21 protein-coding genes are annotated in these 24,021 nt (G+C 37.5%); all 21 read right to left on the bottom strand.

Annotated features, from left to right (window positions below; all coding sequences use genetic code 11):
• Window positions 1-35 precede the first annotated feature (35 nt).
• The 21 genes from glmM to SJY38_RS12695 all read right to left on the bottom strand — a co-directional run bounded on the left by glmM (window position 36) and on the right by SJY38_RS12695 (window position 24,018).
• Complete coding sequence (gene glmM, locus SJY38_RS12595) at window positions 36-1,391, bottom strand: phosphoglucosamine mutase (protein WP_377109896.1); 1,356 nt, start codon at window positions 1,389-1,391, stop codon at window positions 36-38.
• A gap of 138 nt (window positions 1,392-1,529) precedes the next feature.
• On the bottom strand, window positions 1,530-2,612 hold the full coding sequence (wecA, locus tag SJY38_RS12600; RefSeq protein WP_377109897.1) for a UDP-N-acetylglucosamine--undecaprenyl-phosphate N-acetylglucosaminephosphotransferase: 1,083 nt from the start codon (window positions 2,610-2,612) through the stop codon (window positions 1,530-1,532).
• Window positions 2,613-2,784: 172 nt separating this feature from the next.
• The gene (locus tag SJY38_RS12605; RefSeq protein ID WP_377109898.1) at window positions 2,785-4,200 is read right to left on the bottom strand and encodes a phosphomannomutase; all 1,416 of its coding nucleotides are present in this window, start codon (window positions 4,198-4,200) and stop codon (window positions 2,785-2,787) included.
• A gap of 218 nt (window positions 4,201-4,418) precedes the next feature.
• The gene (locus SJY38_RS12610; protein WP_377109899.1) at window positions 4,419-5,828 is read right to left on the bottom strand and encodes a mannose-1-phosphate guanylyltransferase/mannose-6-phosphate isomerase; all 1,410 of its coding nucleotides are present in this window, start codon (window positions 5,826-5,828) and stop codon (window positions 4,419-4,421) included.
• On the bottom strand, window positions 5,825-6,946 hold the full coding sequence (locus tag SJY38_RS12615) for a glycosyltransferase (protein WP_377109900.1): 1,122 nt from the start codon (window positions 6,944-6,946) through the stop codon (window positions 5,825-5,827). The genes SJY38_RS12610 and SJY38_RS12615 overlap by 4 nt, the downstream gene beginning before the upstream one ends.
• Complete coding sequence (locus SJY38_RS12620; RefSeq protein WP_377109901.1) at window positions 6,946-8,208, bottom strand: hypothetical protein; 1,263 nt, start codon at window positions 8,206-8,208, stop codon at window positions 6,946-6,948. Before SJY38_RS12620 ends, SJY38_RS12615 begins: the two co-directional genes overlap by 1 nt.
• Window positions 8,209-8,211: 3 nt before the next feature.
• The gene (locus tag SJY38_RS12625) at window positions 8,212-8,955 is read right to left on the bottom strand and encodes an acyltransferase (protein WP_377109902.1); all 744 of its coding nucleotides are present in this window, start codon (window positions 8,953-8,955) and stop codon (window positions 8,212-8,214) included.
• A complete protein-coding gene (locus SJY38_RS12630; RefSeq protein ID WP_377109903.1) occupies window positions 8,948-10,126 on the bottom strand; it encodes a hypothetical protein in 1,179 nt (392 codons plus the stop codon). Before SJY38_RS12630 ends, SJY38_RS12625 begins: the two co-directional genes overlap by 8 nt.
• On the bottom strand, window positions 10,127-11,887 hold the full coding sequence (locus tag SJY38_RS12635) for an asparagine synthase-related protein (protein ID WP_377109904.1): 1,761 nt from the start codon (window positions 11,885-11,887) through the stop codon (window positions 10,127-10,129).
• Window positions 11,888-11,898: 11 nt separating this feature from the next.
• The gene (locus SJY38_RS12640; protein WP_377109905.1) at window positions 11,899-12,744 is read right to left on the bottom strand and encodes a hypothetical protein; all 846 of its coding nucleotides are present in this window, start codon (window positions 12,742-12,744) and stop codon (window positions 11,899-11,901) included.
• Window position 12,745: 1 nt separating this feature from the next.
• Window positions 12,746-14,044, bottom strand: a complete 1,299-nt coding sequence (locus SJY38_RS12645; RefSeq protein ID WP_377109906.1) for a hypothetical protein — start codon at window positions 14,042-14,044, stop codon at window positions 12,746-12,748.
• A 2-nt stretch (window positions 14,045-14,046) separates the two neighbouring features.
• On the bottom strand, window positions 14,047-15,093 hold the full coding sequence (pseI, locus tag SJY38_RS12650) for a pseudaminic acid synthase (protein ID WP_377109907.1): 1,047 nt from the start codon (window positions 15,091-15,093) through the stop codon (window positions 14,047-14,049).
• A 1-nt stretch (window position 15,094) separates the two neighbouring features.
• The gene (locus SJY38_RS12655) at window positions 15,095-15,736 is read right to left on the bottom strand and encodes a formyltransferase family protein (protein ID WP_273001964.1); all 642 of its coding nucleotides are present in this window, start codon (window positions 15,734-15,736) and stop codon (window positions 15,095-15,097) included.
• Window positions 15,730-16,797 carry a UDP-2,4-diacetamido-2,4,6-trideoxy-beta-L-altropyranose hydrolase gene (gene pseG / locus SJY38_RS12660; protein WP_377109909.1) on the bottom strand — a complete coding sequence of 356 codons (1,068 nt, stop codon included), beginning with the start codon at window positions 16,795-16,797 and terminating at the stop codon, window positions 15,730-15,732. Before pseG ends, SJY38_RS12655 begins: the two co-directional genes overlap by 7 nt.
• Complete coding sequence (gene pseF, locus SJY38_RS12665) at window positions 16,794-17,477, bottom strand: pseudaminic acid cytidylyltransferase (RefSeq protein ID WP_256846625.1); 684 nt, start codon at window positions 17,475-17,477, stop codon at window positions 16,794-16,796. Before pseF ends, pseG begins: the two co-directional genes overlap by 4 nt.
• Window positions 17,478-17,479: 2 nt before the next feature.
• On the bottom strand, window positions 17,480-18,640 hold the full coding sequence (gene pseC / locus SJY38_RS12670) for a UDP-4-amino-4,6-dideoxy-N-acetyl-beta-L-altrosamine transaminase (RefSeq protein WP_377109910.1): 1,161 nt from the start codon (window positions 18,638-18,640) through the stop codon (window positions 17,480-17,482).
• A gap of 4 nt (window positions 18,641-18,644) precedes the next feature.
• Window positions 18,645-19,664, bottom strand: coding sequence for a UDP-N-acetylglucosamine 4,6-dehydratase (inverting) (pseB, locus tag SJY38_RS12675; RefSeq protein ID WP_377109911.1), 1,020 nt, complete (start codon window positions 19,662-19,664; stop codon window positions 18,645-18,647).
• A 42-nt stretch (window positions 19,665-19,706) separates the two neighbouring features.
• Window positions 19,707-21,932 (bottom strand): polysaccharide biosynthesis tyrosine autokinase, encoded by a 2,226-nt coding sequence (locus tag SJY38_RS12680; RefSeq protein ID WP_377109912.1) that lies wholly within the window; start codon window positions 21,930-21,932, stop codon window positions 19,707-19,709.
• Window positions 21,933-21,947: 15 nt separating this feature from the next.
• Window positions 21,948-22,382 (bottom strand): low molecular weight protein-tyrosine-phosphatase, encoded by a 435-nt coding sequence (locus SJY38_RS12685; protein ID WP_138686047.1) that lies wholly within the window; start codon window positions 22,380-22,382, stop codon window positions 21,948-21,950.
• A gap of 10 nt (window positions 22,383-22,392) precedes the next feature.
• The gene (locus tag SJY38_RS12690; RefSeq protein ID WP_286744664.1) at window positions 22,393-23,508 is read right to left on the bottom strand and encodes a polysaccharide export protein; all 1,116 of its coding nucleotides are present in this window, start codon (window positions 23,506-23,508) and stop codon (window positions 22,393-22,395) included.
• Window positions 23,509-23,649: 141 nt separating this feature from the next.
• Window positions 23,650-24,018, bottom strand: a complete 369-nt coding sequence (locus SJY38_RS12695) for a GxxExxY protein (RefSeq protein ID WP_377109913.1) — start codon at window positions 24,016-24,018, stop codon at window positions 23,650-23,652.
• Between the last annotated feature and the right edge of the window lie 3 nt (window positions 24,019-24,021).

Raw genomic sequence — 24,021 nt, forward strand, 5'->3', positions numbered from 1 at the left:
AAATTAGCGATATGCAAAATCACAAAAATGAGCTTTTACAGTAACGCTTTAATAGCTTCGGCTATATGCTCTGCTTGTTGTTGTGATACTACTGAGTTTGTAGATTCAACCATTACACGAATAAGTGGCTCAGTGCCCGATTTGCGGAGTAAAACTCGCCCAGAATCAGAAAGTACGATTTCGGCTTCACTCACCGCTTGCTTCACTGAGCTAGTATTTAATATTTCATCCGCATTATTTTGTGATAAGCGTACATTTAAAAGAACTTGCGGTAATTTTTCCATACCTGCTACATATTCTTTCAATGACTGTTTTTGTTGGATTAGTGCAGTTAAAACTAAGAGTGATGCAACAATGCCGTCCCCCGTTGTTGCGAAATCTAGATGTAAAATATGACCAGAGCCCTCCCCACCCAGTTTCCAGCCAGTACTTTTTAGCTGCTCTACTACATAGCGATCGCCCACTTTAGCGCGCTTAAATGGAATATCCATTTCCTTTAGCGCTAACTCTAACCCAAGATTAGACATGAGCGTGCCAACTACACCACCTTCCATTTTATTCTGTAACTTTGCAGCTTTAGCTAATATATAAAGAATTTGATCCCCGTCAATCACTGTCCCGCCGTCATCCACCAGCATAAGCCTGTCGGCGTCACCATCAAGAGCAATACCAAGGTCTGCTTTATTTTCAATTACAGAGGCTTGTAAACTCTCTAAGTGAGTGGCGCCACATCGCTCATTAATGTTTAAACCATTTGGTTTATCATTAATACTGATCACGTCAGCACCTAACTCTGAATAGACATTAGGAGCAATGTGGTACGCTGCGCCATTGGCGCTATCTACAACAATTTTTAAACCTTCAAGGGTTAAATCTTTTGCAAATATACCTTTGCAAAATTCAATGTAGCGGCCGGCAGCATCGTTAATACGCCTTGCCTTACCTAAACGCTCAGAGCTTACACACTGCATAGCATTATTATTTAGTGCTTGCTCAAGTAAAGCCTCAATTTCAAACTCTTGTGCGTCATTTAGTTTAGTGCCAAAATTATTAAAAAACTTAATGCCGTTATCATAAAACGGATTATGCGAGGCACTTATAACTACACCGGCATCGGCTCTAAAAGTTGAAGCCAAGTATGCAACAGCGGGGGTTGGCATTGGGCCAACAAAAGCCACATTTACACCTGCGGCCGAAAGACCAGCCTCAATAGCAGATTCAAACATGTAGCCACTATTACGTGTATCTTTACCGATTAAGATTTCTTTAGTACCCGTTGAGCCTAAAACAGTACCTACAGCCCAGCCAAGCTTCATTGCAAAGTCGGGCGTAATAGGAAAAGTACCTACTTTTCCTCTTACGCCATCAGTACCAAAATACTTACGTGACATGGTTATTCCTTAATTAATCTTTATAAATGCGTATATGTACAAATAATAAATGCATACTGTAAAAATCTGTATCCAGAAGTTTATTGAAACAAGCAAAAGCTAAATATAAAGCTGCACTTAAAATAGGTTGTTGTAAAATTATTTGCCGGCTGAATATTCCTTTTCAGGTAAGTCCAATTTTCTTCTAAAAAAGTTAATAATGGCGCAGTAGTTTATTAATACTAATAAATAGACTGAAAACATGATTATGAAGCTATAAAACATTAAAAATTCAGGTATTACAAAAACTTCACCTATAATGCCTACGGAGGCAAATAACGCAGCAATAAAGCAAATAAGCATAAGAGTTTGCGTGGGGCTACAACCTAAACGTTGACAAATATGGTGTAGATGTTCGCGGTCTGGTTTAAAAGGGGATTTACCTTGCTTTATACGGCGTATCATTATTGCAGCCATGTCCATAAGGGGTAGTGCAATCAGCCATAATGCAGTAACAGGACGTATTATAGAGTTACCAGGGGTTTGACTGGCGCCAATTAACAACCAAATGACTGTAAATCCAATCATCATACTCCCTGAATCACCCATAAAAACTTTACGCTCTCGCCCAATAAGGCCTAGATTCATTACTATATATGGGATCATACAAACAACTAACAGTAAACATAAATAGCTTAGGCTATGCTCATTTTCTCCATACAGTAAAATACCGATAGCGCTAAATGTTACGACCGATAAGCCACCTAATAAACCATCTATGCCATCAACCATATTGAATGCATTGATACAACCTATAACAGCAATCACAGTAACAATACTACCTAAATAGCCGTAGCTTAAAACTATTTCACCAAACCCTAATATATTTCCCAGTGTTACTAATTCGGCTTTAGCAAAGTAAATCATGGCAATTGATATAACTGATTGCACTAACATTCGTATTTTTACACTTAAATCAAAACGATCATCAAGCGCACCTACGGCCGTTAGGACGGTTATACAAATCATGTATAGATTGGCATGATTAATCATGTTTGGATGTGTGTAAATGTAGTTTACTATGGTTATACAAATAGCTACTCCACCAACTAGCGGAATATTGCCTGTATGCATTTTGCGGCCGGATGGTTTATCTACCAACCCTACACTCCGCGCTACTTTGCGCATTAAAAACAAAACGGCAAACGCAATAAAAAAGGTAAGCAGTAAATCTATAAACATGGTTTTCCTTATCCTAAATCGTTTATTTACACAGTAGTAAACAAACGCTTTGGTAATAAAATTAAGTGCATAAAAAACAACTTCAGGCACTAAATTACATTCTCAGCCTAAGGGAACACTTGGAAATTACTTTATAACCCTAGATCCTGTTAAGTTGGGGGGGATAGTAAAGCTAAGTGTTTTTAAAGCCTTTATCAAATACATCACATATTATTTTTTTTGCTTTTTCACATGTGTCGGATTCAGCGTAACACCTAAGCTCAGGCGCATTTCCTGAAGGTCTTAGATGTACTATATCACCGCATGCTAGTGTTATCCGTAAGCCGTCCGTAATATCTAACTCGTAACTTTGTTCATAAGCAATATCTTTAAGAAAGTCATTAGCATTATTTTTCAGTTGTTCAATAAACTCTAAACTTTTTTCTTTAGGAAAATTTTGCAATCGATCACTAGCAGTGAATCGCTTTGGTAACTTATTTAACTGATTTGATATAGGCTCTTGCTGGCTTAATAGCATAAACGCAGGCAATAGTGCATCACGTGTAGGGAGCGCGCTTAGTAACTTGCCATTTAACATTACCTCACTGCCCAGTAAATACCCCCCATTCGCTTCAAACCCTGCTACGTTTTGATATGAACGATTCAAATCAGAAAACTCCGCAATTACATAAGGGGAGCCAATTTTGGTGCGCGCAACATGTTTAAAGTACCCTGATTTCTCTATAGCTGTATTACAACTAACAGGCACTGCTAATGCGTCTATGCCAAGTAACTGACTGCATAACAAACCCAGAATATCTCCTCGCAGCCACTCACCATTCTCATCTGCCACCAACGGACGGTCGCCATCACCATCTGTTGAAAATATCGCATCAAAACCATGCGTTCTTGACCAGTCACGGGCTTTTTGTTTATCCTCATCCGACACTGCTTCGGTGTCGATAGGCACAAAGGTATCGCTTCTTTCTAAGCTCGTTACTTCTGCCCCTAGGCTTTCAAATAATGATTTATATATATCACGCCCCGCGCTTGAGTGTTCGTATATACCTATCCTTTTACCCGCAAGCGAATCAGCACTAAATAGCTCTGCATAACGGCTTATATAGGCCTGCTCTGCTGAATTACTCACAGTTAGGACTAATAACTCACTCAGCGGCATAAAAGGCGCATCATTATGTAAAATAGCTTGCTCATCGTCTTTCGTGATTTCACCATCTGGACGATAAAACTTTAAGCCATTGCGGTCAAAAGGAATATGGCTGCCTGTAATCATTATACACGGCATCGCATCTTGCATTGCTTTATAGGCCAGCGCTGGGGTAGGTATCACCCCATAATACACAGTATCAATATTGAGTTGTTTTAACCCTTGTGCGCAGGCTTGCGCCATCGCATAACTACTTGGTCGATTATCTATCGCCAGTGCAACAGTATTAAAACTAAACTCATTATCAATTGATTTTACAAACGCGATGGCAAACGCAGCACACACATCTGGCGTAAAGTCATTGACTAAACCTCGTGCACCACTGGTACCAAAAGCAATACCACTTTGCGTGATTACTTGAGAACTTATCAATTTATTCATTAAACTTCCGGATTATTATAATATGATGATATCTAAGTTGAGATGCGCTTTATACCTAACACAAAGCAAAATGAATGCTGCAAAATAAGCGCATCGCTATGAGCTGATAATGCATTTACTTGAAAGTGCTAAAAGCCCTTACTTAACGTTTTAACCACTGAAAAAGCACTAGCCTCACAGTGGTTAATATTATTAAGGACTAACGCTATAAACTAGCTTTACTTTACGCGCCCATAGCGGTCTTCAAAACGCACTATGTCATCTTCCCCAAGGTAAGAGCCTGACTGTACTTCAATTAACTCTAAATCAACCTTACCTGGGTTTTCTAAAGCATGCACCGCGGTGATAGGAATATAAACCGACTCGTTCTCTGTTACGTACTGCTCTGTATCATCAATTTGTACTTTAGCGGTACCTGATACAACAATCCAATGCTCTGCACGGTGGTGATGCATTTGTACGCTTAACTTCGCTCCCGGTTTTACCGTTATGCGTTTAACTTGAAAGCGCTCGCCATTATCAACAGAGTCATACTTCCCCCAAGGACGGTAGACCTCCCTGTGTAATTTAGCCTCAGAGCGCTGCTCATCTTTTAATTGTTGTACTATTGCTTTTACATGCTGCGACTTATCTTTATGAGCAACTAGCACTGCATCTTTTGTATTAACAATTACTAAATCTTCAACGCCAACGGTAGCAACAAGCTTATCTTCGCCAAAAATTAAGGTGTTTTTTGTATCAACGGCTTTTACATCACCTTTAAACGCATTACCCTTTTCATCTTGTGCTGATACTTCCCACAATGCAGCAAAACCACCCACATCACTCCAGCCTGCATCCATAGGCACAACAACAGCATCTTTAGTGTGCTCCATTACTGCATAATCTATCGATTCGTCTGGGCATACTTCAAATGCTGCTTTATCTACACGCACAAAATCCATATCGTCATTTTGTACTTGCATCGCTTTTTTACACGTAGCATATATATCTGGGCGGAATGCGTTTAACTCTTCTAGGTAACGACTTGCTTTAAACAAAAACATGCCGCTATTCCAATAATAATCGCCACTTGCAATATACTTTTCAGCGGTAGCCGCATCGGGTTTTTCTACAAAACTATCGACAGCATAACCTGTTTGAAATTGCTCACCCCGTTTTATGTACCCATAACCCGTTTCTGGTTTATTTCCAACAATGCCAAATGTGACTAACTTATCTTGCTTAGCAAGCTCTGTTGCTTGGTTAACACTTTGCTGAAATGCACTCGTATCATTAATAACATGATCTGCAGCTAGTACGAGTAACAATGGGTCTTCACCATTTTCTAATGCTTTAAAAGCAGAAAGCGCAATAGCGGGTGCTGTATTGCGCCCTACTGGCTCTAAAAATATACCGCTATGTTCAACACCTAGCTGGCGTACTTGCTCTGCCGCGATAAACCGGTGCTCTTCATTACAAATGAGCATCGCTGGTGAATGGACTAACCCATCTAAACGATTTAACGTGCTTTGCAGCATTGTAAACTCACCGCTTAAGTTTAAAAATTGCTTTGGATAGTTACCGCGGGATAGAGGCCATAAACGTGTACCTGAGCCACCGGCCATTATAATTGGTAGCAGATTCATTGCTGGTTTATATCCTTATATACTTGTTCAGTTTTATTGATCATTTTATCTTTTGTAAAGTATTTTAAATACCGTAAATAAGCCCCTTTACTTAGAGACTTATGTAGTTCATTGTTATTTAGAACTCTGTTTAGCGCTTCAGCCAGCGATTTAACATCTTTGGGCTCACAGACTAAACCACTTTCCCCATGCTTATTAACCCAGGGAACGCCGCTTCCAGCTATATCGGTTGAAATCACCGGTGTCGAAACCGACATAGACTCAAGCTGTACCACTCCAAATGCTTCAGATTTCTCAATAGATGGAAAACAAAATACATCTGCTGCTGCATAATAAGAAGGCAGCTCTTCATCTTCAACTCGGCCTATTAATTTAACTTTGTCCTCAAGATTATATTCTTTAATCATACTAATATATTTATGAGTGTCAGGTCCTTTACCACCAATTAAAAAAACGCTGTTTTCAACTTTTCTTGCGGCTTCTATTAAATATTCAAAACCCTTGTAATAGATGTGCCTACCCAAAGAAAATACAATTTTCTTTCCTCTATATTCACTTTTTAAGCTTAAGACTAAATCTTCATTAACTTTAGGATGAATACTATCAATCCCAATAGGAACAACAATACATTTATCTCTATAAGGCATTAAAGGCTCTGATGAGTCTAAGTAACGCTGGCTTGTTACGATTATGACTTTAGCTTTTTTTAATAACCAGCTTTGCAATGGCTTATATAAAGCCAAAAGGTATTTTTGCTTTATAATATCACTGTGCCAGTGGATAACTATTGTAGATAAATCCCGACGAGCTAAGAAAGCCAAAAAAAGAGCGATATTAGCTAGAGGGTTAGGTAAATGTACATGCAAAATTCCGCTGTTAGAATATTTAAGGGTATCCACGATATATTTTGGAGCAAGGGAGGTTGAAGCTAAGTTAAAATATTCTTTCGAACGAATTATTTCTACATTGTTAATAACCTCTCTTTTCCTTAAGTTATTTGGATCTGCTGCTAGTACAGTGACCTTACACCCATTAACCCCCTCAGATATATCAGATACAACCGACTCTAAGCCGCCCGAGTAAGGCTTATAAAATTTACTAAATTGTATAACTCTCATTAAACCTGTTCCTGAAGCTTCTTATAATTAATTAAAAATAATAAAATAGTACCACTTACAATCATATAAGAAATTTGCCCATTCAACGGATTAGAAAGGAAAGAGTAAATTAATTGAGATTGAATAAAGGGGTAAAAAATAATACCGGAGTAGTAGCCCTCCTCTTTTTTTCTATATAAGAAGCTACATATTATACCTAATAAAAAGACTTCAGCTAAGAACATATAACCAAAATCGATATAGGCTAAACCCCAAAAAGTTTGATAATGACCAAGAATAACATTTACACTAGCTATAGCTGCCACAGAAGGGACATCAATTCCCAAAATCCCAAAAAATTTAAAAAAAAGATAGCCTTGAGAAAGCCCTAGTGTATGTAAACTTGAGTTGAAATTATTTAATAAATAAATAAATTCATAAACCCCGTGAATAAAGTAATAAGATATCCAAGTAAATATATAATTCACAACTGAAAGAAAGGACTCTTCGTCAACTTCTTTTATAAAAGAAGTTGGGTAACTTGCTATCCATTGACCATTAAATTCATGTAAATAAGACTGTATCCCTCCGAACATTTGTTCCAATCTTAATAACCATAGATATCCAGCTAATGCAAATACAGTTAATACACCCAAAGTTATTAAGATAAACCGAGATTTTGTTATAATAAAATTTTTAGTAGAGAATAAGCAATAAAGGAAAACTATAACGATACTTGTCCCCCCGCCAGAAAAGAGTGAGTCTACAATAAGTAATAAGAGCATGCTCTTAAACAACAACTTTTCCTTAGTGCTTTTATCTGAAATTGAAAAATATAGCGGTATGAATAAAAGACAAAATGGAAATAAAATTCCAGCGACCAAAGACAACACGCCTCCTTTTCCTGCTCCTATGTCATTCAATAATAGTAATCTAATATCAATTACATTAAGGGTTAAAGGTACGCCTTTTATAATAAACAAAGTATACATTTTTAATATAAAACCAATTAACCCCAGAGAAAACACTGTTGGTAATAAGCGCTTTGATACTAAATTATTATTAGCAAGCACAAAGCCCGCACCTCTACTTTTTATTGGGAGCTTTTGTCCAAATAAAAAACCCAAGAAAAGAAGTACATTCAAAACAATTAATACAATTACATTTAATGCATCTAACTTTACATTAAAATCAATTGGTGAAAGGGCAGCCAAAATAAGCCAGAGTAATAGTAGATATAAATAAAGCTTTACAGGTCCTATATCTAAAGAGAACTTAAGCATAAATTATTCTTTCCTAAATATTTTAGCATTCGGATTATTTGAATCAACTTTACGGTATTTTTGGAAAAAAGCTTCTTCTGTAACTTTTATACACCTTAAAGGCTGCGATACATACAACCCAGAAGACTTTATGCTTTTCCCCACAATTGCCCCAGCACCAATAGATACCTCGTCCCCTACAACTACATTTGGATTGAGTAAAACTCTCGACCCTACATAAACACCGTCCCCCACAGATATTGCCCCATCAACTCGAAGTCGGACTGACCCTAAGTTAAAATGCTGAAACCCATGAGTCCAGAATTGACTCCCAATACCACCTATTACTGTATTACTGCCTATTATTATACTTGCTGTCATATCAAAATAGTGCTTTGATGTTAAATTTGAGTATACTCCTAATTTCAATTCCGATTTTAACTCTTCTAATTCGCTGTTAGAATTTACAAAACGATTAAAGTTACCAATAGATGCTTGCTTATCAAGCTTAACAGCAAATACACCTTCAAACGTGTTAAACCTTCGAATAAATGAATCTTTTTTTAACTCAACTGAGGAGCATGACAATAAATTGAACCCCCCTATAAATGTACCTTCATGCAACTTTAACTTAGTGGAAGCACCTAAAATAACAGGTCCGATTTTTGATTTTCTAGATATAGAATGCCCCAATAAATTCAATATCATGACCTTTAATAAGGAAGGTAAAAATATTGTTACAAAGTTTTGGAAAATAAGTTTAAACATGGTGTAGTCCAAAGATTATTATTAAAATTGAGCAGGTAGCAACCTCACCTAGCATACGGGTAAAGCTCTTATAAAAAATAGCAACTAACTGAGATACCACCACACAAATGAAACATACTATTAACATATACTGCTTACTTACAAATCCTGAAACTAGTGCTAAAAAGAAAAAGGAAAAAGCCAACAATATAATCACAGCAAGTAAAAACACACTTTGGCGCTCAGATTTAGACACAAAATATTCAAAGAAAGATACAGTTACCCAAATAGAGGTTATTAATGCAGATAAGAAATTAAAGTTTGAATTATCAATAAACCCAAACAAACCAATTAAATATAGACATAATAGAGTAAATAAGAAGACAATACTGAAAGTTAGGCTGCCAAAGAGTAATATTTTTCCATGTTCTAAACTATAAATTTTAGAGAAAAATTTTATCGAAAAAAATTGATAGAGTAATACAGAAATTGTTGCATACCTCAAAGATAATAAAAAACTTTCTATATCAGAATCCCCAATAAAATAATCAACGAAAGCACGCGGTATCATAGTTACAGCAACTACTATCGCTGAGACATAAAAAGCTTTCCCCCCGAAAGCATAAAACTCATGTGGCTTTATACCTTTAAAAGATAGCGTCGATAATTTAAAGTTTAACTGACGAAATATAAAATAAATAATAGGAAAAAAAAGTAGAGTAAATACTGAATTCAGATTAATACCCGCAATTAAAAACACCAACGAAACACTTATAAAAATATACGGTAGAGCATCAATCAAAGAAGAGTAATGCACATTGTTTTTAATTTTGAATGATTGTGAATAAAAGCGAGCGAATACAAACAAAATCAACAATAATACAGCATTTTGATTTGGCCACTGAAAAAAACTAAAACATAAGAACAGCAAAACTAAAACAATAGTGCTGTACTTCAAATGATTCCAATAAAACCAGTCATATTTGTTTGTTTTTTTAGTTAAGTTGTAATGAGAAAAGCTCATGGTTAAACCAAAAACTAAAAACGGTGTAACCATTGTCGCTAAAGCAATATTTTTCTCTAGTTGGATATACTCCTCTGTAAAGCCTAATACTGAAAAGAATATCACTGAGAAAAAAACAATCCCTTTAAAAAAAACAAAGCTTAAAAGGCTTTTAGCTATCCCAACCATTTAACTTTGTATCTTTTTATAATATTGAGAAATAACAATAGCATTAAATATTACAACTAAAATAGCATTATCTTCAGGCTTCCAGTTTTGATGTTTTTTCTTGGCTAAAGCTATTAACTCATTAATATAGATTGCTTCACCAAGCTCTGTTCCTACTAATGGGTTGCTATAGATAAAATCATTCAACGATGCTTTTAATGCTCCATTAAAAAACATATAAGTAGTTGGGCAAACAGCTTTATCTCTATAAATTAAACTATCGTCTAGCTCGCCTTTATAAGCTTCTCTTAAGGCAAATTTATTCACTCGTACTTGTTTGTTAGAATGCCCAGCCCTACCCTTAGTTATTTTTGTTGCTAAATCAAAATCAATGTTCGCAGAAAATTGCGCTAACTCTTTATCATAAAACGGCATAACACAATCAAAGCCAAAACCTCTACAATTCCCAACCATATACTCAATATCAAACATGTATTGCTTACGCCAGTTAAGCTCTACTATTTTATTGTATGTATCTCGAGGGGTTGAAAAGCTTTGATTGCTTAATATTGTCTTTAATTCATTTAAAGCACCGTGTGTAGCTAGCTTCTCATTGATAAAGTCGAATTGGTGAATATGAAAGTGTCTATAAGCTAAAAAGTTTTGTGGTTTACTTAGATTGCTTACTAAGCGAATTAGCCTATCGAACTTCTCTGTTCGCTCTTTACGCCTAGCATGCATTAAGGTAAAAGCGCCTAACTTACCAGCTGTATTTAAAATAGACTTCGAAGCCGAGCCGATAATACTATTAAATTGCCAATAAAGTAGGTCTAATTGAGTTAGAGAAGGGGTATGTAAACGGGTATCTTGCCCACCAAAAAATGTAACATTTCTATTATTGTTAACCTTACTAAAAATATTACTTAAAGGTATAGAGCCTACATAAGGGGAGTTTTGTTCTAAAAAAAGCTTTTCAAAATCAATTTCTTTTTTAGGGTCGACTTCTACGTGCTCAAAATCAATTCCTAACCTATTAGCAGTTTGTTTTGCTTCAGCATGCTCAGAGTTCTTAGCGCCTTTGATTGAAAAATTATAAGATGATAAGTTTTTAGTGCCTAAGTCTTTTCTCAAAGCTATAGCCATAACTTGAGAATCAATACCACCGGATAAAAAAATTGCATTATCAGTTGACAATCTTTTTTCATGCGCTGCTGTTATTGAGTCCCTGAGTGTGAGTGTTTGACAGTTTTTAGTGCTTTGTACTTTAAAATAATCTTGCAATGTAAAGCTGTTATTCTGTTTGTCGAAACAATATACAGTATCGTTTAAAGCTGAATAAATATCTTTAAATAAACTTTGAGGCTTCCAAGGCATTTCAAAATATATAAAATTAAATGCCGCCATTTCATCTATTTGGTTGTCATCAGTTGCATTCAAAACAGAATTCACATTATCACTAACAATAATTTTTGATGAGGTTATCTTATAATAACCTGCTTCGCATCCAGTAAAATCTTTTAGTAAAAACAACTGCCCTAATGGTTCTGAATAAAACACCGCAAAGTATTGATAGCAAATAGAGTCTAAATATGTTTTGAGTTTTCCAATGTCATTAGATTTACTTTGTATACTTTCGTTACTGATATTTTTCTGTTGCTCATGACGTAATTGGCCAACCAACCAACTTCCATTGTCAAGTTTGATATGTTGTGAGCCCTCTTGAATCAAAAGCTCAGATATTTCTTTTAAATTGGTTGTATTTATATGAATACAAAACGACATTTAACCCGCCTTTATTTAATGGATATTCCAAATTGGATTTGCAAAATCAATCGCCTTTTATTTGGGAAACAACCTTTATGATAACAGAATGTATCTTCAGCAAACCCAGCTCCAGCCCCTCCTAACATTTCAACTATTTTATCTGCATACCTTTTTTGTGCGACATTATTGCTAATACGACGATTAAAATATTTAAAAGCGCTACTTTCATTATGAGTTCCTGAGATTATAATGTGAGGCCCTGTGTCACTATCTACCTTATCTAAATAAAAGAAAAACTTTAAAAACTTATAGTCATCTACATCATAGTGAAAACCGAAATTGTGGTGGTTAGCTTTGCCTTGTATTGGAAACGTATACCAAATTTGACTATTCATTAACACTGGCATTGCCCCAAGATAACTCTGAGCCAACGACTTGAGTGGTGACAACTCAACTAAATCCTGCACTACTTTAGAGTCATTGTGTGGATTCATTAAACTATAAATAGAGCTAACTCCTGGTGCATTTTTATCACTAAATTGTACTTCAGTACCACCCATAACATCTCTGTCAGGTGTAAATACTTTGTTATCACAATATATTATAAGTTCCTCAATGGCTTCTGGGGTCAGATTTATCCCCTCCGCATAACCTTTTTGATATAAGCTTTCCAGTACTAATTTATTTTCATCTTTTAAAGTTAGCCATTTACTTTGTTGGACCTCTTTAGTTGGCTTACACTTTGGCAGCTTATTAGCATACCGCTCGCGTAACTTTGGTGACCTAGCTAATAGCCTCATTTTTTTAAAACTAATAGATGTTTTAGGGGACATAAGTTCAAAAAAGAAATCTTTAATCCCAGTTAAATAACCCATACTACTTCCTACTTAAAACACTAGAGAATGCTTTTGAAACTGAACTAATATTCTCTGCTGAAAATACTTGCGGTGTGTGAATATCGTCACCAATTAAGCCAGAAAAACTAGAGCTAATTAAATATGAGATTAATAGCCTTGAATTATTTTTATTGATTATTTCATCTGCCAGAAGATCTTGCTTAATAGGTAGTTTAGCTGTCGTTGGAGAGAATTTTTTAGTAATAGGTAAGCTTGGGCTAAAACACTTTTTCTTACCTGATAAGATGGTTTCATGATTTATAGTTCCCGTAACAGAAAAGAAAAAGTCAAACTTTTTAAAAAGAGCTTTCATGTCTACATTGTGTTTTAACGCATATACATTGGTGCTTGTTTTTATTGAGTCTAGCAACTCTTTTGATATTTCATACTTAGATTTAGGGTTTGGTTTAATAAGTATATTCCACCCTTCACCCAAATTTTTTGACAACTGCCTTACTAAATCACTTTGTGAGTTATATGGGTACCCCCAAACATCAATGTTTGATTCTGGTTGCATTTGCAGTGGAAAAACCAAGGTATTTCTCATTTCAAATTTATCGATGCTTTCAATTGCTAAACTTTCATAATTTTGATAATACAACCTTCTCAAGCTTTCTACTTTTCTTTTTTGTCTTAATGATGGTGTATTATATGTTTCACCTAAGAATTCTGAAGACATAAAGCTACATACTAGCCCTTTAATTCGCCTTATGCGATAACTCACTTTTTTAAGTGAGCTAGGTTTTTGCATATAATCGGGCTGTTTTTCTCTTAACGTTACTTGTTCAATAATCTGATCAACCAACTCATTAGACCATACATCATTTGAACCTAAATATGGTTCTTGTGTATCGTATTTATAAAATGAGAATCTTCCGGTTGGGTAGCGACAAGTTGATGGGTTTAGATAAAGAATACTTTTTTCTCTGCAGCATTGAATGGTCAGCAGCTCATGAAATAGAGTAGATTCACCAAACACAAAGTCCGGTTCAATTTCTGTCAATACTCTATTTATGCTCTTATAGTAGTATGAGTAATGTGTAGGTTTCTGATCGTATATGTAACAATATCTATCTTTTTTTTCTAATGTTTTAAATTTTTCACTGTAGTGTAAATCTTTATTTTTGGGTAATGGTATTACATGTACATAGCCCACTTTTGGGCTAAATAATTTATTTTGAACAATCCAAGAAATTTCATGGCCACCATTTGATAACTCTTGAGCGATACGTTCCCAAAATCTGGTTTTATGTTTATTTTCTACAAAGACAACTTTCATATTTAAAGCGCTTCCGAGGTAAGAGCAGTTCCTTTTTTCATATTTGAATTTGATTTTTTACCTAAAACATTTTTTAAGTGTTTAGGTGCCAATCCATAACCAGGTCTAATACTCCGCACATTCTCATGGGTAAATAACTCCCCCTCAGCAACATCTTTTACTACGTAAAGTGAGCGCCTAAATACCATATTCCCTTTTTCACTCTCTTTACGCTCATAATTCACTTTACCTGTGGCTGCCCAAGCAGTTTTACTATCATCACATAGCTGCTTTAGCTCTGGTTCTTCAAGTGAAAAACTGTCATCTGGGCCACCGCCATTTCTATCAAGTGTTACATGCTTTTCAATCAAGCATGCGCCTAGCGCAACAGAAGTAATTGCCGTCGTATTATCTATTGTATGGTCTGAAAGGCCTGTGAGCACATCAAAACGTTTTGCCATATCTGGTATAGTAGCTAAATTGTAATCACTTGCGGGTGCAGGGTAACCACTTACACAGTGCAGCACGACTAGCTCTTTACACCCTGCATTTTTTGCAGTTTCAACCGCTTCACGAATTTCTTCTTCGTTTGCCATGCCCGTTGAAATAATCATTGGTTTACCTGTCTTCGCGACATATTCAATTAACGGTAAATCAATCGCTTCAAATGATGCTATTTTATAAGCGGGTGCGCCTAACTCTTCAAGTAAATCAACGGCTGTAAAGTCGAAAGGTGAGCTAAAAATTGTGATACCTAACTCTTTTGCTTTTTCAAAGAGAGGCTTGTGCCACTCCCATGGCATGTGTGCTTCAGTATATAAATCATATAATGTTCTACCATCCCACAAACCACCTTCAACTTTAAATTCAGGCTTATCACAATCAATTGTTAATGTATCTTGAGTATAGGTCTGTATTTTTATAGCATCAGCGCCACAACGTTTGGCCATCTCTAGTATTTCAAACGCTCTGTTTATATCCCCATTATGATTAGCCGATAATTCAGCTATGATATAAGGAGTAAAGTCAGGTCCAATTTTTTTTCCGTCAATTGTAATAAACTCATTCATACTAATACTTCTCTATTTTAATTTTATACTTGCAGCCGTTTTTATAAAAATAGGCCGGAAATCGCTCAGGATCACATACTCTAAGCAAGTTAAATTGCGACTCTAGGGATTGACTAATATCTACTTCACTATCTTCAGGGGTGCGCTTGCGCAAATAATTTGTTGCGCTCTCATCTTGAAGAACCGGCGCAACTGAGTCTACATTTTCACACGCCCATGTGATTAATTGAAGTTCAGCGGCAAAGAGCTTTTCATTAATTTCATCATAGAGCTCATTACCATCCAGTGGTATGCGTAGCTTTTTCCATATCGCTCCTGTATCTACTTTATCTTCTGCTTCAAGTAGCGATAAGGTTAGCTCGTTAGCGCCATTTAAAATAGCCCAAATATGTGGACTCCACCCTCTGCCCTTTGGTAGGTCGCTCGCATGAAGTACCAGTGTATGCTCAAAAAAATCGCGATGCTGCTTTTTGACTATTTCGCTGCATGAAATTAAAAAAAGCAGCGTACCGTTTCTTTTAATTTCATTTACTGATGTTAGTATTTCAATATCGTAATGCTGCTGATTAACTTCTTCCCACAGCTTCAATGCTTTAAAAACTGGGTGTTTTGTATCTGAACAAAGTAGAGTCACTTTTAGCATTGTTCCATAAACCTTTTTAATTGCTTTAATGCTCTATCGCACCCCAAGCCATCACACAATGCAAAGTTGTGTGCTCGATAGTTTTGCCATTGCGATAGTATTTCTTTTAACGAGGCGACAAGGTCACTTTTTATATTTTCAAGCTCAACAACTTTTACCGCGTTGGCAGATTCTAATTGCAGTGCAATAGTTTGCTGGTTATCGGCAATAGGTACTATTATTGATGGTATACCTAAACACGCTCGCTCCCATGAGGTTGACCCTGGCGCCCCTACCATAATGCTATACTTAGTCATAAACTCAGGCATATTATCCACAAAGTCGACGTGATTTACCCAATCACTATTTGTGTTAACAAAGGTTTTTACTACCTCATAATTTGGTGAGCGTTTACTAAGTAGAACCGTAGTTAGAATCTTCTCTTCTAAGTGCTGCAGTGCAACTAATGCGCTTAGTGAAGCATTCGGAAGATCAACTCCCCCCATGCTTATTAAAATAGTATGTTTATTAGGCTCCCCCTTGTGAAGTAGAGTCTCTCGTGAGCACCTAAAGCCGGGTTTTAATAAGGCATAATCGGTACCGGTAAGTGCTAAGCAATCACGAAATTTTGTATACTCTAACGCATCTCGATTCAATGTTTGGTCAAGCACAATATCTGCCTCATGCTCCCTTACAAGGTCATCTATAACCATTAAAGTACAGGATAAATGCTGTTTAACTTGCTTGTGCCATTTTATATTAATCCCATAATGGTCAACAATTACCAGGTCCGCATTTTCCACTTTATATATGAAGTCCTGAGAGTCTTCTATTTCACTAACTTGGAGCCATGCAGCATAATCAGCCGAGCTTGTAGGTGTTTGCCAATAGCTAGGTTGCATTAAGTCTATTACCGAAAACCCCTTGCTTGAGATAAAATCATTTAAGTCTGCGACTTGAGCCCGCGTAGCAAATAAAACACTATATCCATTACCCCTAAGAGCCTCAGCTAAAACTAAGCAACGCATTACATGCCCACTACCAATATGTTGGGATGCGTCGACCCTGAACACAACTCTCATTGAAGTGCCTTATAGAGTGCCTCTGCTAGCTCCCAATCTTCATTTGTATCAATATCTTGAACGCGTTTGCGTGGTAGCAAAACAGCTTTCGATTGAGGTGAAAAAAAGGGTTTGCGTTGTAAAAAGGCACTTTTGGTACCCCAGTAGAATTGCCCAGCGTCATGATATGCCTCTTCGAGATCTTGCGAGCGTGTATTTAAATGTTCTGGCTGAAACATTTCAACACGTTGCTCATCACTAAGCTTTAAAGCCCTTTGAATTGGAAAAGGAAAACTTGTTGCACTGAAGGCATAATCTATCTTCGCAGATGTTAGTTCATCCAACCCTTTTTGAATAAATTCAGGAATTAAAAAGGGTGCTGTTGCATAAATACAACATACGTTTTTAACGGCCCAGCCTTGTGATTCCGTAAATTCAATAGCATGCTTAATTACATCAAGCGTCGTCGCATAGTCGTCTGAAATATTGTCAGGGCGTATAAAAGGCACTTCAGCTCCATGCTTTATAGCAACCTCGGCTATTTCGGCGTCATCTGTAGAGACAATTATTTTATCAAAGCACTGACTATTTACCGCGGCTTCTATTGAATAAGCAATCATAGGTTTACCATGAAACGCTTTAATATTTTTTCGAGGTATACGCTTGCTACCGCCACGAGCTGGGATTATTGCAATATTCATTACTAGGCTTCTAAAATGAGTGATAGTTTACTAATAACTTCGTCCTGTTGTTCTTGGGTCATACCGTGGAACATTGGTAATGAAATTGCATTACTATAGTAGCTTTCAGCATTAGGGAAGTCGCCTTGCTTAAAACCCATTTTTTGATAATAAGGCTGCAGATGTACTGGTATATAATGCAGGTTTACACCAATACCATTTTCTCTTAGCGCGTCAAACACTTCTTTATGCGTTTTACTAATTTCATTTAGGTTTAAACGAATAACGTATAAATGTAGGCCTGAATATGTATTAGGTAATTGATAAGGTAAAGTTATAGGTAGCTCAGCTAGCTTTTCGTTATAACGTTTTGCTAACTGATGGCGTGCAGAAACAAAATCACCTAAGCGACTCATCTGCGAAACACCAAGTGCAGCTTGAAGCTCTGTCATGCGGTAGTTGAAGCCTAAATCAATTTGCTCGTAATACCAACCACCATGTGAAGCATTTTCCATCAGAGCTTCGTCACGTGTTATACCATGGCTGCGATAAAGCGCCATTTTATCAGCAAGCGCTTTACTATTTGTTAAAGCAGCTCCGCCTTCTGCCGTGGTGACTATTTTTACCGGATGAAAGCTAAACACGGTGATGTCACTGTATACACATGAGCCTATGGGTTGCTCTAAGTAGCGTCCGCCAATTGCGTGTGATGCATCTTCAATTATTTTAAAACCATACTGTATTGATAACGCATGGATAGCTTTCATATCACATGGCTGGCCACATAAATGTACAGCAACTAAAACTTTAGGTAATTTACCTTCTTTTTTAGCTTGTACTAATTTTTGCTCTAATGCCTTTGGACAAAGGTTGTAAGTAGCTGGATCAATATCTACAAAGTCTACCGTGGCACCACAATATAAACCACAATTAGCTGAAGCTACAAACGTGATAGGTGTCGTCCATAATATATCACCTTTCCCCAACTCAAGCGCTAAGCAAGCAATATGCAAAGCTGACGTAGCGCTATTAACGGCAAGTGCATAGTCTGCACCTGTCGCTTTCATAAGTGCATTTTCAAACGCTGGAACTTGTGGCCCCTGTGTCAAAAAGCTTGACTTTAAAACGCTTACAACAGAATCAATGTCTGCTTGAGTTATATCTTGCTTTCCATACAGTATCATTTTACTAGCCTTGCACTTCAAATGATGGGTCAACATGCTCAATGATAAGTTCACGCAACCCTTCTACTGTTTCCCATTCGGTATTTGTTCCTGAGTTATATTTAAAGCCAAACGGTACTTTTTCAGCTTTGTGGTGTGCAATGTACTCATCTTCAGTATATGTGTATGAAACCGATGGTAAAATAGCGTAGTAAGGGCCCAAATCAATCGTATTGAGTGAATCTGTATCTGTAATCATTTCTTCGTGCAGTTTTTCACCGGGGCGAATGCCTACATTACGTGTTTCACAATTAGGCGCTACCGCTTCTGCAATGTCTAAAATTTTATATGATGGAATTTTAGGAATAAATATCTCACCACCTAGGTGATGCCCTAGTGCAAACATAACTAAGTCAACACCCGCTTGAAGGGAAATATTAAAGCGCGTCATTTCATTGTGCGTTATTGGTAAAACACCTTCTTTGCGTTTTTCTAAAAAGAAAGGAATAACAGAGCCACGAGAGCCCATCACATTGCCGTAACGAACAACACTGAATTTAATATCTTTAGAGCCACGAATATTGTTAGCAGCAGCAAATAATTTATCAGAGGCAAGTTTTGTTGCACCGTATAAATTGATTGGTGCACACGCTTTATCTGTTGATAAGGCAACAACATCTTTTACACCACATGCTAACGCTGCATGAATTACATTTTCAGCACCGTCAATATTAGTGCGAATACATTCTGTTGGGTTGTATTCAGCGGTATCTACTTGCTTTATTGCCGCAGCATGGATAATTACATCAACCCCTTCACACGCCTGTGTTAAACGCTCTTTATCGCGTACATCACCAATAAAAAAGCGTAGTTGTGGGTAGTCATAAGCAGGATACTTTTGCTTTATAATCGATTGCTTTAATTCATCACGTGAATAGATGATTATTTTTTTTACATCAGGGTAGCGAGCTAAAATGGTTTCTATAAATTTTTTACCAAACGACCCTGTGCCACCTGTAATTAACACTGTTTTTTTGTTTAACATGTTGCTTCCAATTAATTTAAATAAACGTAAATATTCTTGGTTTTATTTATCTGATTTATATTCGTAGTTGTAGTAACCATAATATCCATATGCATTACTGGCTTTTTTTACTACACCGTTAAATACTAAGCCTTTAACGTCAATTCCGTTTTGATCAAAGCGATCTCGCGTTAATTCTATTTCGCGTAAATGGTTTTGGCCAAAGCGTGCTACCAATAACGTAGTGCCTGTGTGTGCGCTTACTATAGCTGGGTCGGTTACCGCAAGTATTGGTGGTGTATCTATAATTACTATGTCGTAAGCGTTGCTTACTTCTTCAACCAACTTACTAAAGTTGCTGTGCATTAACAGCTCTGATGGGTTGGGTGGTATTTGCCCGCGGGTAATAACACTTAGGCCTTCTACCTTAGTCGGTTTAGTAACTTGCTCCAGATTTAAACGCCCCGATAGGTAATCACTTAGTCCGTCGTCCCATTTTAAGCCAAACTGTGTTTGCAAATAGCCTTTGCGCATATCGGCGTCAATAATAAGTACTTTTTTACCACTTTGTGCGAGTACTGAGGCTAAGTTAACCGAAATAAACGATTTACCAACGCCAGGGCTTGGACCCGAGATAGCAATAATGTTGTTTTTAGCTTCCATCATCGCAAAATGTAAGCTTGTACGTAAACTACGTAGCGCTTCTATTGAAAGGTCTGCGGGGTTATCGAGCGCGAGTATGGTTTTTGCTTTTGCGGTTTTATTTTTGCGTGCTTTAGCAAAGCCGGTTAGCTTATCTTGATGATCTGAGTGCGGTACACTTGCGTAAACAGGTATGCCAAGCGCTTCTATCTCGCTTGGGTCTTCTACTCCTTTATGCATTGCTTTTTGTATAAGCACAATTGCAATACTCAACATACCGCCTAGCATAGTCGCCATAACCACTATTAATGCCTTTTTAGGCTTAACTGGTTTTGTGGTGTTTACCTCTGCGTAGTCAATAACACGTACATTACCCACAGTACCAGCACGCACTATGTCGAGCTCTTGGGTTTTACTAAGTAGCAATGTATATATTTGATTGCTTACCTCAACATCGCGCTTTAGGCGTAGTAGCTCTTGTTGGGTTTCGGGCAGGCTACCTACCTCGCCAATTAGTTGGTCTTTTTGTTTTTCTACTGCTTGTATTTGCTCAATAATACCTTGGTATGCTGGGTGATTTTTTTTAAATTTACGGCCAAGTTCTAAGCGTTTTAAGTTTAGCTCTTGTAGTTTGGTTTCTAGCTTTACTACTTGCTCAAGCACACCTTGGGTCTCAAGCGTTATGTTTATAGACTGGCGTTTTATTTGGTAATCGTTAAAGCGTTGCTCGGCGTATTCAAGTTGCTTTTTAATCTCAGGTAGTTGTACTTCTAAAAACTCGAGCGACTTTTGTGCCTCTGCACTGTTGCGCTCTACGTTACGGCGTACATAAATAGCGGCTACTTTATCAAGTACTTTTTCAGCGTAGCTTGGTTTTGTGCTTTGCAGGCTTAAATTTATGATGCCTGAGTCTTTACCTTTTTCGCTAGCGCCAATGGCTGCTTGTAAATCAAGTATTGTATTTAAGCGATCTTTACGGGTTAGTATAAACTCGGTACCAGGCCGAGCGTTAAGCTCACGCACTGTTAAGTTAAACTTGCCATTGGTAAGCTCCTCGCCTACTTTACCAGCGAGTATTTGTTCGCCATCACTACTTAAAAGTTCTACGCTATTATTTATTTGTGCTACAAGTGTGAACTCTTGGTTTACAGCAGTGCGAGGTACATCAAACCTAAATATATTGATGCTTTCGCCGCCCCACGCATAGCTGCTTGCTCCAAAGCTTGGCTCGGCTAGGTCACCCTCGCTCATAGGCATAAATTTACGATAAGCGCGATTACCAATAAAAGGGAAGAGCTTAGGTTCGGCTGTTATATCAAGCTTTAATGTATCTACTGCCTCGCCAATAACGCTACGCGATTTAAGGAGTTCTATTTCGGTTACTGCGGCCGATGTACTTTCGAACATGCCGGCCATATCGTCAAACCCTGGGACCGATGCGCCGCCATCTTCTACTTGGATCATGGCGGTGGCTTGGTAAACCGGTGTACTTAATACAGCATAAACCACACCTACAAACATAAATAATGCGGTTATACCGGCTATAAAATATTTACGGTCGAGCAATGCACCTAATAGTGCCATTAAGTCGATTTCTTGAGTTGGTTGCGTGGTATTTTTACTTTTATTACTTGGCTGGGCAGTCATTAATTTAGCCATTCCTTATAAATACTTTTGCCAAGCGCTGCATGCGCTATCGATTAATGTGTACACGTGTTCAAACGCCTCTTGGCTTTGGCGGTATGGATCGGGTATTTCGGCGTTGTTAATCCATTTACCTAATAAAAAGGTTTTACCGCGTGCCTCTGGGTAACGGGCGTGTACATCGTTTAAATGGCGCTCTTCCATTACTAAAATAACACTGTTTTGTGCCACTAAAGCCGATGTTAATTGGCGGCCTTGGTGGGCATCCATATTTACACCGTTTGCCTGCGCAATTTGCTTTGCTGTGGCATCGGCGGGTTTACCTTCAAGTGCGGTTAATCCAGCCGACGATACTTTAATATTTTTACCTTCAAGCTTTTGCTTTAATACATATTCACCGGTAGGACTGCGGCATATGTTACCCGCACAAACTACTAAAACTGAATCAAACATTTTTTAACCCTTAGTTTGATGAAATATCATCTAAGCTATCAACTGATGCTACCGATGGTAATAGTAAACTTATTACACGGTTCCAACGTGCAAGCGGTGCAGAGGTTACATATACAATGTCGCTTGGCTCAAGCTCAAACTGCTCTGCTAGTACCATTGCTGCAATATTTTTTGCATGCAGCTGGTATACGTTTGCAATATAGCCCGTTTGCTCTACGTTACTTTTACGCAGTACAAATACGCCGTTTGCATCTGCTGTCGCTTCGTTTAAGCCGCCCGAATCGCTTAATGCTTCGGCTAAGTTTAAGCCATAGCGATTAAGGGTTACTGAACCTGCTTTTTTTACATCGCCTAGTACAAATACTTTTTGTGCATCGTTACGGCTTACATGCACTATGTCGCCGTGCTGTAATAAACGGTTTTGCGAAATATCGCCATGGGCATAAAAATCATCAAGCTTAATAACTTCTGTTTTATCGCCTCGGGTAAAGGTAACGGTGCGCCAATCGGCAGAATCGGTTAAACCGCCGGCTTGGTTTAGCGCGTCAATTAGGGTTAGCGGTATTTCGGTTACAGGGTAAACGCCTGGCTGCTTAACCTCACCTGTTACGTATGCTTTTTGACTTCTAAAGCCCACTACTTTTACATCTACTTGTGGGTCTTCTATTACTCGGCTTAAGCGCTTTACTAGGTCGTCACGCACTTGGCTAATAGTTCGGCCTGCGGCAGGTATGTTAGGCGCATACGCGTAAGTAATTGTGCCGTCTTTTTGTACCCTAAAGCCATCAAACTCTGCGGTACGCTGTACTGCAGCAGGTATTGTAAGCTCGGGGTGATCCCACACGCCTATTGTTAGTACATCGCCAACACCTAGTTTGTATTCGTAGTTGCTGGTGTTTACACCTGCATTACTTGAAATAGGCTTAGCGGCGGCCTGTTCTAACTTTTGTGTGTTTAAAAGCTTTGAGTCAATAATTTGAATGTTTACTTTTTCGAGATCTTGCTCAAGGTTATATGTTTTTTCGCCTGAGTCTATGCCTTCAAAATGGCTACCGGGTACTATTGTACACCCTGATATTGCTAGCATTACGAGAGAAGTTGCGAGTGATTTACAGCTTAACGCCATTGTAGAATCCCAAAATTATTTTAAATATTGCACTTGCTCACCAACCTTGGTGAGTACTTATTTTTTTAGCGGTGTAATTAAAGCATGAGGTATGTTTACGCGCAAGCGCGAATCGGTTTGTTGAGGTTTTTAGCTTTTCTATTAAACGCTTATTCGCTTTATACCTTCAATTAGCTTTACTTGGTTAAAGTTTATGAGCAATCCTGTTTTTATACCGGTTAATTTTAAGTATGTTATTAGCTGTGCTGTATGAATTGGCAATAGTTTATCAACTGTTTTTATTTCTATTATTAATTGCTTTGGAATTAATATATCGAGCCTATACCCTGCATCTATGGTTGTATTTTTATATTTGATTGGTAATTTTATTTGGCTTTTTGTTGATAAACCTGTTTGCTGCAGTTCATATATTAGGCAGCTCTCGTAGCTTGATTCTAATAAACCTGGCCCTAGGTTTTTATGTACTTCAATGGCGCAACCAATTACTTTTTGAGTTAGTAAGTCTTCCATGGC

The sequence above is a fragment of the Pseudoalteromonas sp. R86517 genome, assembly GCF_042466295.1.
Classification (GTDB): domain Bacteria; phylum Pseudomonadota; class Gammaproteobacteria; order Enterobacterales; family Alteromonadaceae; genus Pseudoalteromonas; species Pseudoalteromonas atlantica.

What these genes read in the sequence shown, in the direction of transcription:
- glmM (WP_377109896.1), bottom strand. Translation starts at nt 1,391, where the DNA reads ATGTCACGTAAGTATTTTGGTACTGATGGCGTAAGAGGAAAAGTAGGT.
- wecA (WP_377109897.1), bottom strand. Translation starts at nt 2,612, where the DNA reads ATGTTTATAGATTTACTGCTTACCTTTTTTATTGCGTTTGCCGTTTTG.
- SJY38_RS12605 (WP_377109898.1), bottom strand. Translation starts at nt 4,200, where the DNA reads ATGAATAAATTGATAAGTTCTCAAGTAATCACGCAAAGTGGTATTGCT.
- SJY38_RS12610 (WP_377109899.1), bottom strand. Translation starts at nt 5,828, where the DNA reads ATGAATCTGCTACCAATTATAATGGCCGGTGGCTCAGGTACACGTTTA.
- SJY38_RS12615 (WP_377109900.1), bottom strand. Translation starts at nt 6,946, where the DNA reads ATGAGAGTTATACAATTTAGTAAATTTTATAAGCCTTACTCGGGCGGC.
- SJY38_RS12620 (WP_377109901.1), bottom strand. Translation starts at nt 8,208, where the DNA reads ATGCTTAAGTTCTCTTTAGATATAGGACCTGTAAAGCTTTATTTATAT.
- SJY38_RS12625 (WP_377109902.1), bottom strand. Translation starts at nt 8,955, where the DNA reads ATGTTTAAACTTATTTTCCAAAACTTTGTAACAATATTTTTACCTTCC.
- SJY38_RS12630 (WP_377109903.1), bottom strand. Translation starts at nt 10,126, where the DNA reads ATGGTTGGGATAGCTAAAAGCCTTTTAAGCTTTGTTTTTTTTAAAGGG.
- SJY38_RS12635 (WP_377109904.1), bottom strand. Translation starts at nt 11,887, where the DNA reads ATGTCGTTTTGTATTCATATAAATACAACCAATTTAAAAGAAATATCT.
- SJY38_RS12640 (WP_377109905.1), bottom strand. Translation starts at nt 12,744, where the DNA reads ATGGGTTATTTAACTGGGATTAAAGATTTCTTTTTTGAACTTATGTCC.
- SJY38_RS12645 (WP_377109906.1), bottom strand. Translation starts at nt 14,044, where the DNA reads ATGAAAGTTGTCTTTGTAGAAAATAAACATAAAACCAGATTTTGGGAA.
- pseI (WP_377109907.1), bottom strand. Translation starts at nt 15,093, where the DNA reads ATGAATGAGTTTATTACAATTGACGGAAAAAAAATTGGACCTGACTTT.
- SJY38_RS12655 (WP_273001964.1), bottom strand. Translation starts at nt 15,736, where the DNA reads ATGCTAAAAGTGACTCTACTTTGTTCAGATACAAAACACCCAGTTTTT.
- pseG (WP_377109909.1), bottom strand. Translation starts at nt 16,797, where the DNA reads ATGAGAGTTGTGTTCAGGGTCGACGCATCCCAACATATTGGTAGTGGG.
- pseF (WP_256846625.1), bottom strand. Translation starts at nt 17,477, where the DNA reads ATGAATATTGCAATAATCCCAGCTCGTGGCGGTAGCAAGCGTATACCT.
- pseC (WP_377109910.1), bottom strand. Translation starts at nt 18,640, where the DNA reads ATGATACTGTATGGAAAGCAAGATATAACTCAAGCAGACATTGATTCT.
- pseB (WP_377109911.1), bottom strand. Translation starts at nt 19,664, where the DNA reads ATGTTAAACAAAAAAACAGTGTTAATTACAGGTGGCACAGGGTCGTTT.
- SJY38_RS12680 (WP_377109912.1), bottom strand. Translation starts at nt 21,932, where the DNA reads ATGACTGCCCAGCCAAGTAATAAAAGTAAAAATACCACGCAACCAACT.
- SJY38_RS12685 (WP_138686047.1), bottom strand. Translation starts at nt 22,382, where the DNA reads ATGTTTGATTCAGTTTTAGTAGTTTGTGCGGGTAACATATGCCGCAGT.
- SJY38_RS12690 (WP_286744664.1), bottom strand. Translation starts at nt 23,508, where the DNA reads ATGGCGTTAAGCTGTAAATCACTCGCAACTTCTCTCGTAATGCTAGCA.
- SJY38_RS12695 (WP_377109913.1), bottom strand. Translation starts at nt 24,018, where the DNA reads ATGGAAGACTTACTAACTCAAAAAGTAATTGGTTGCGCCATTGAAGTA.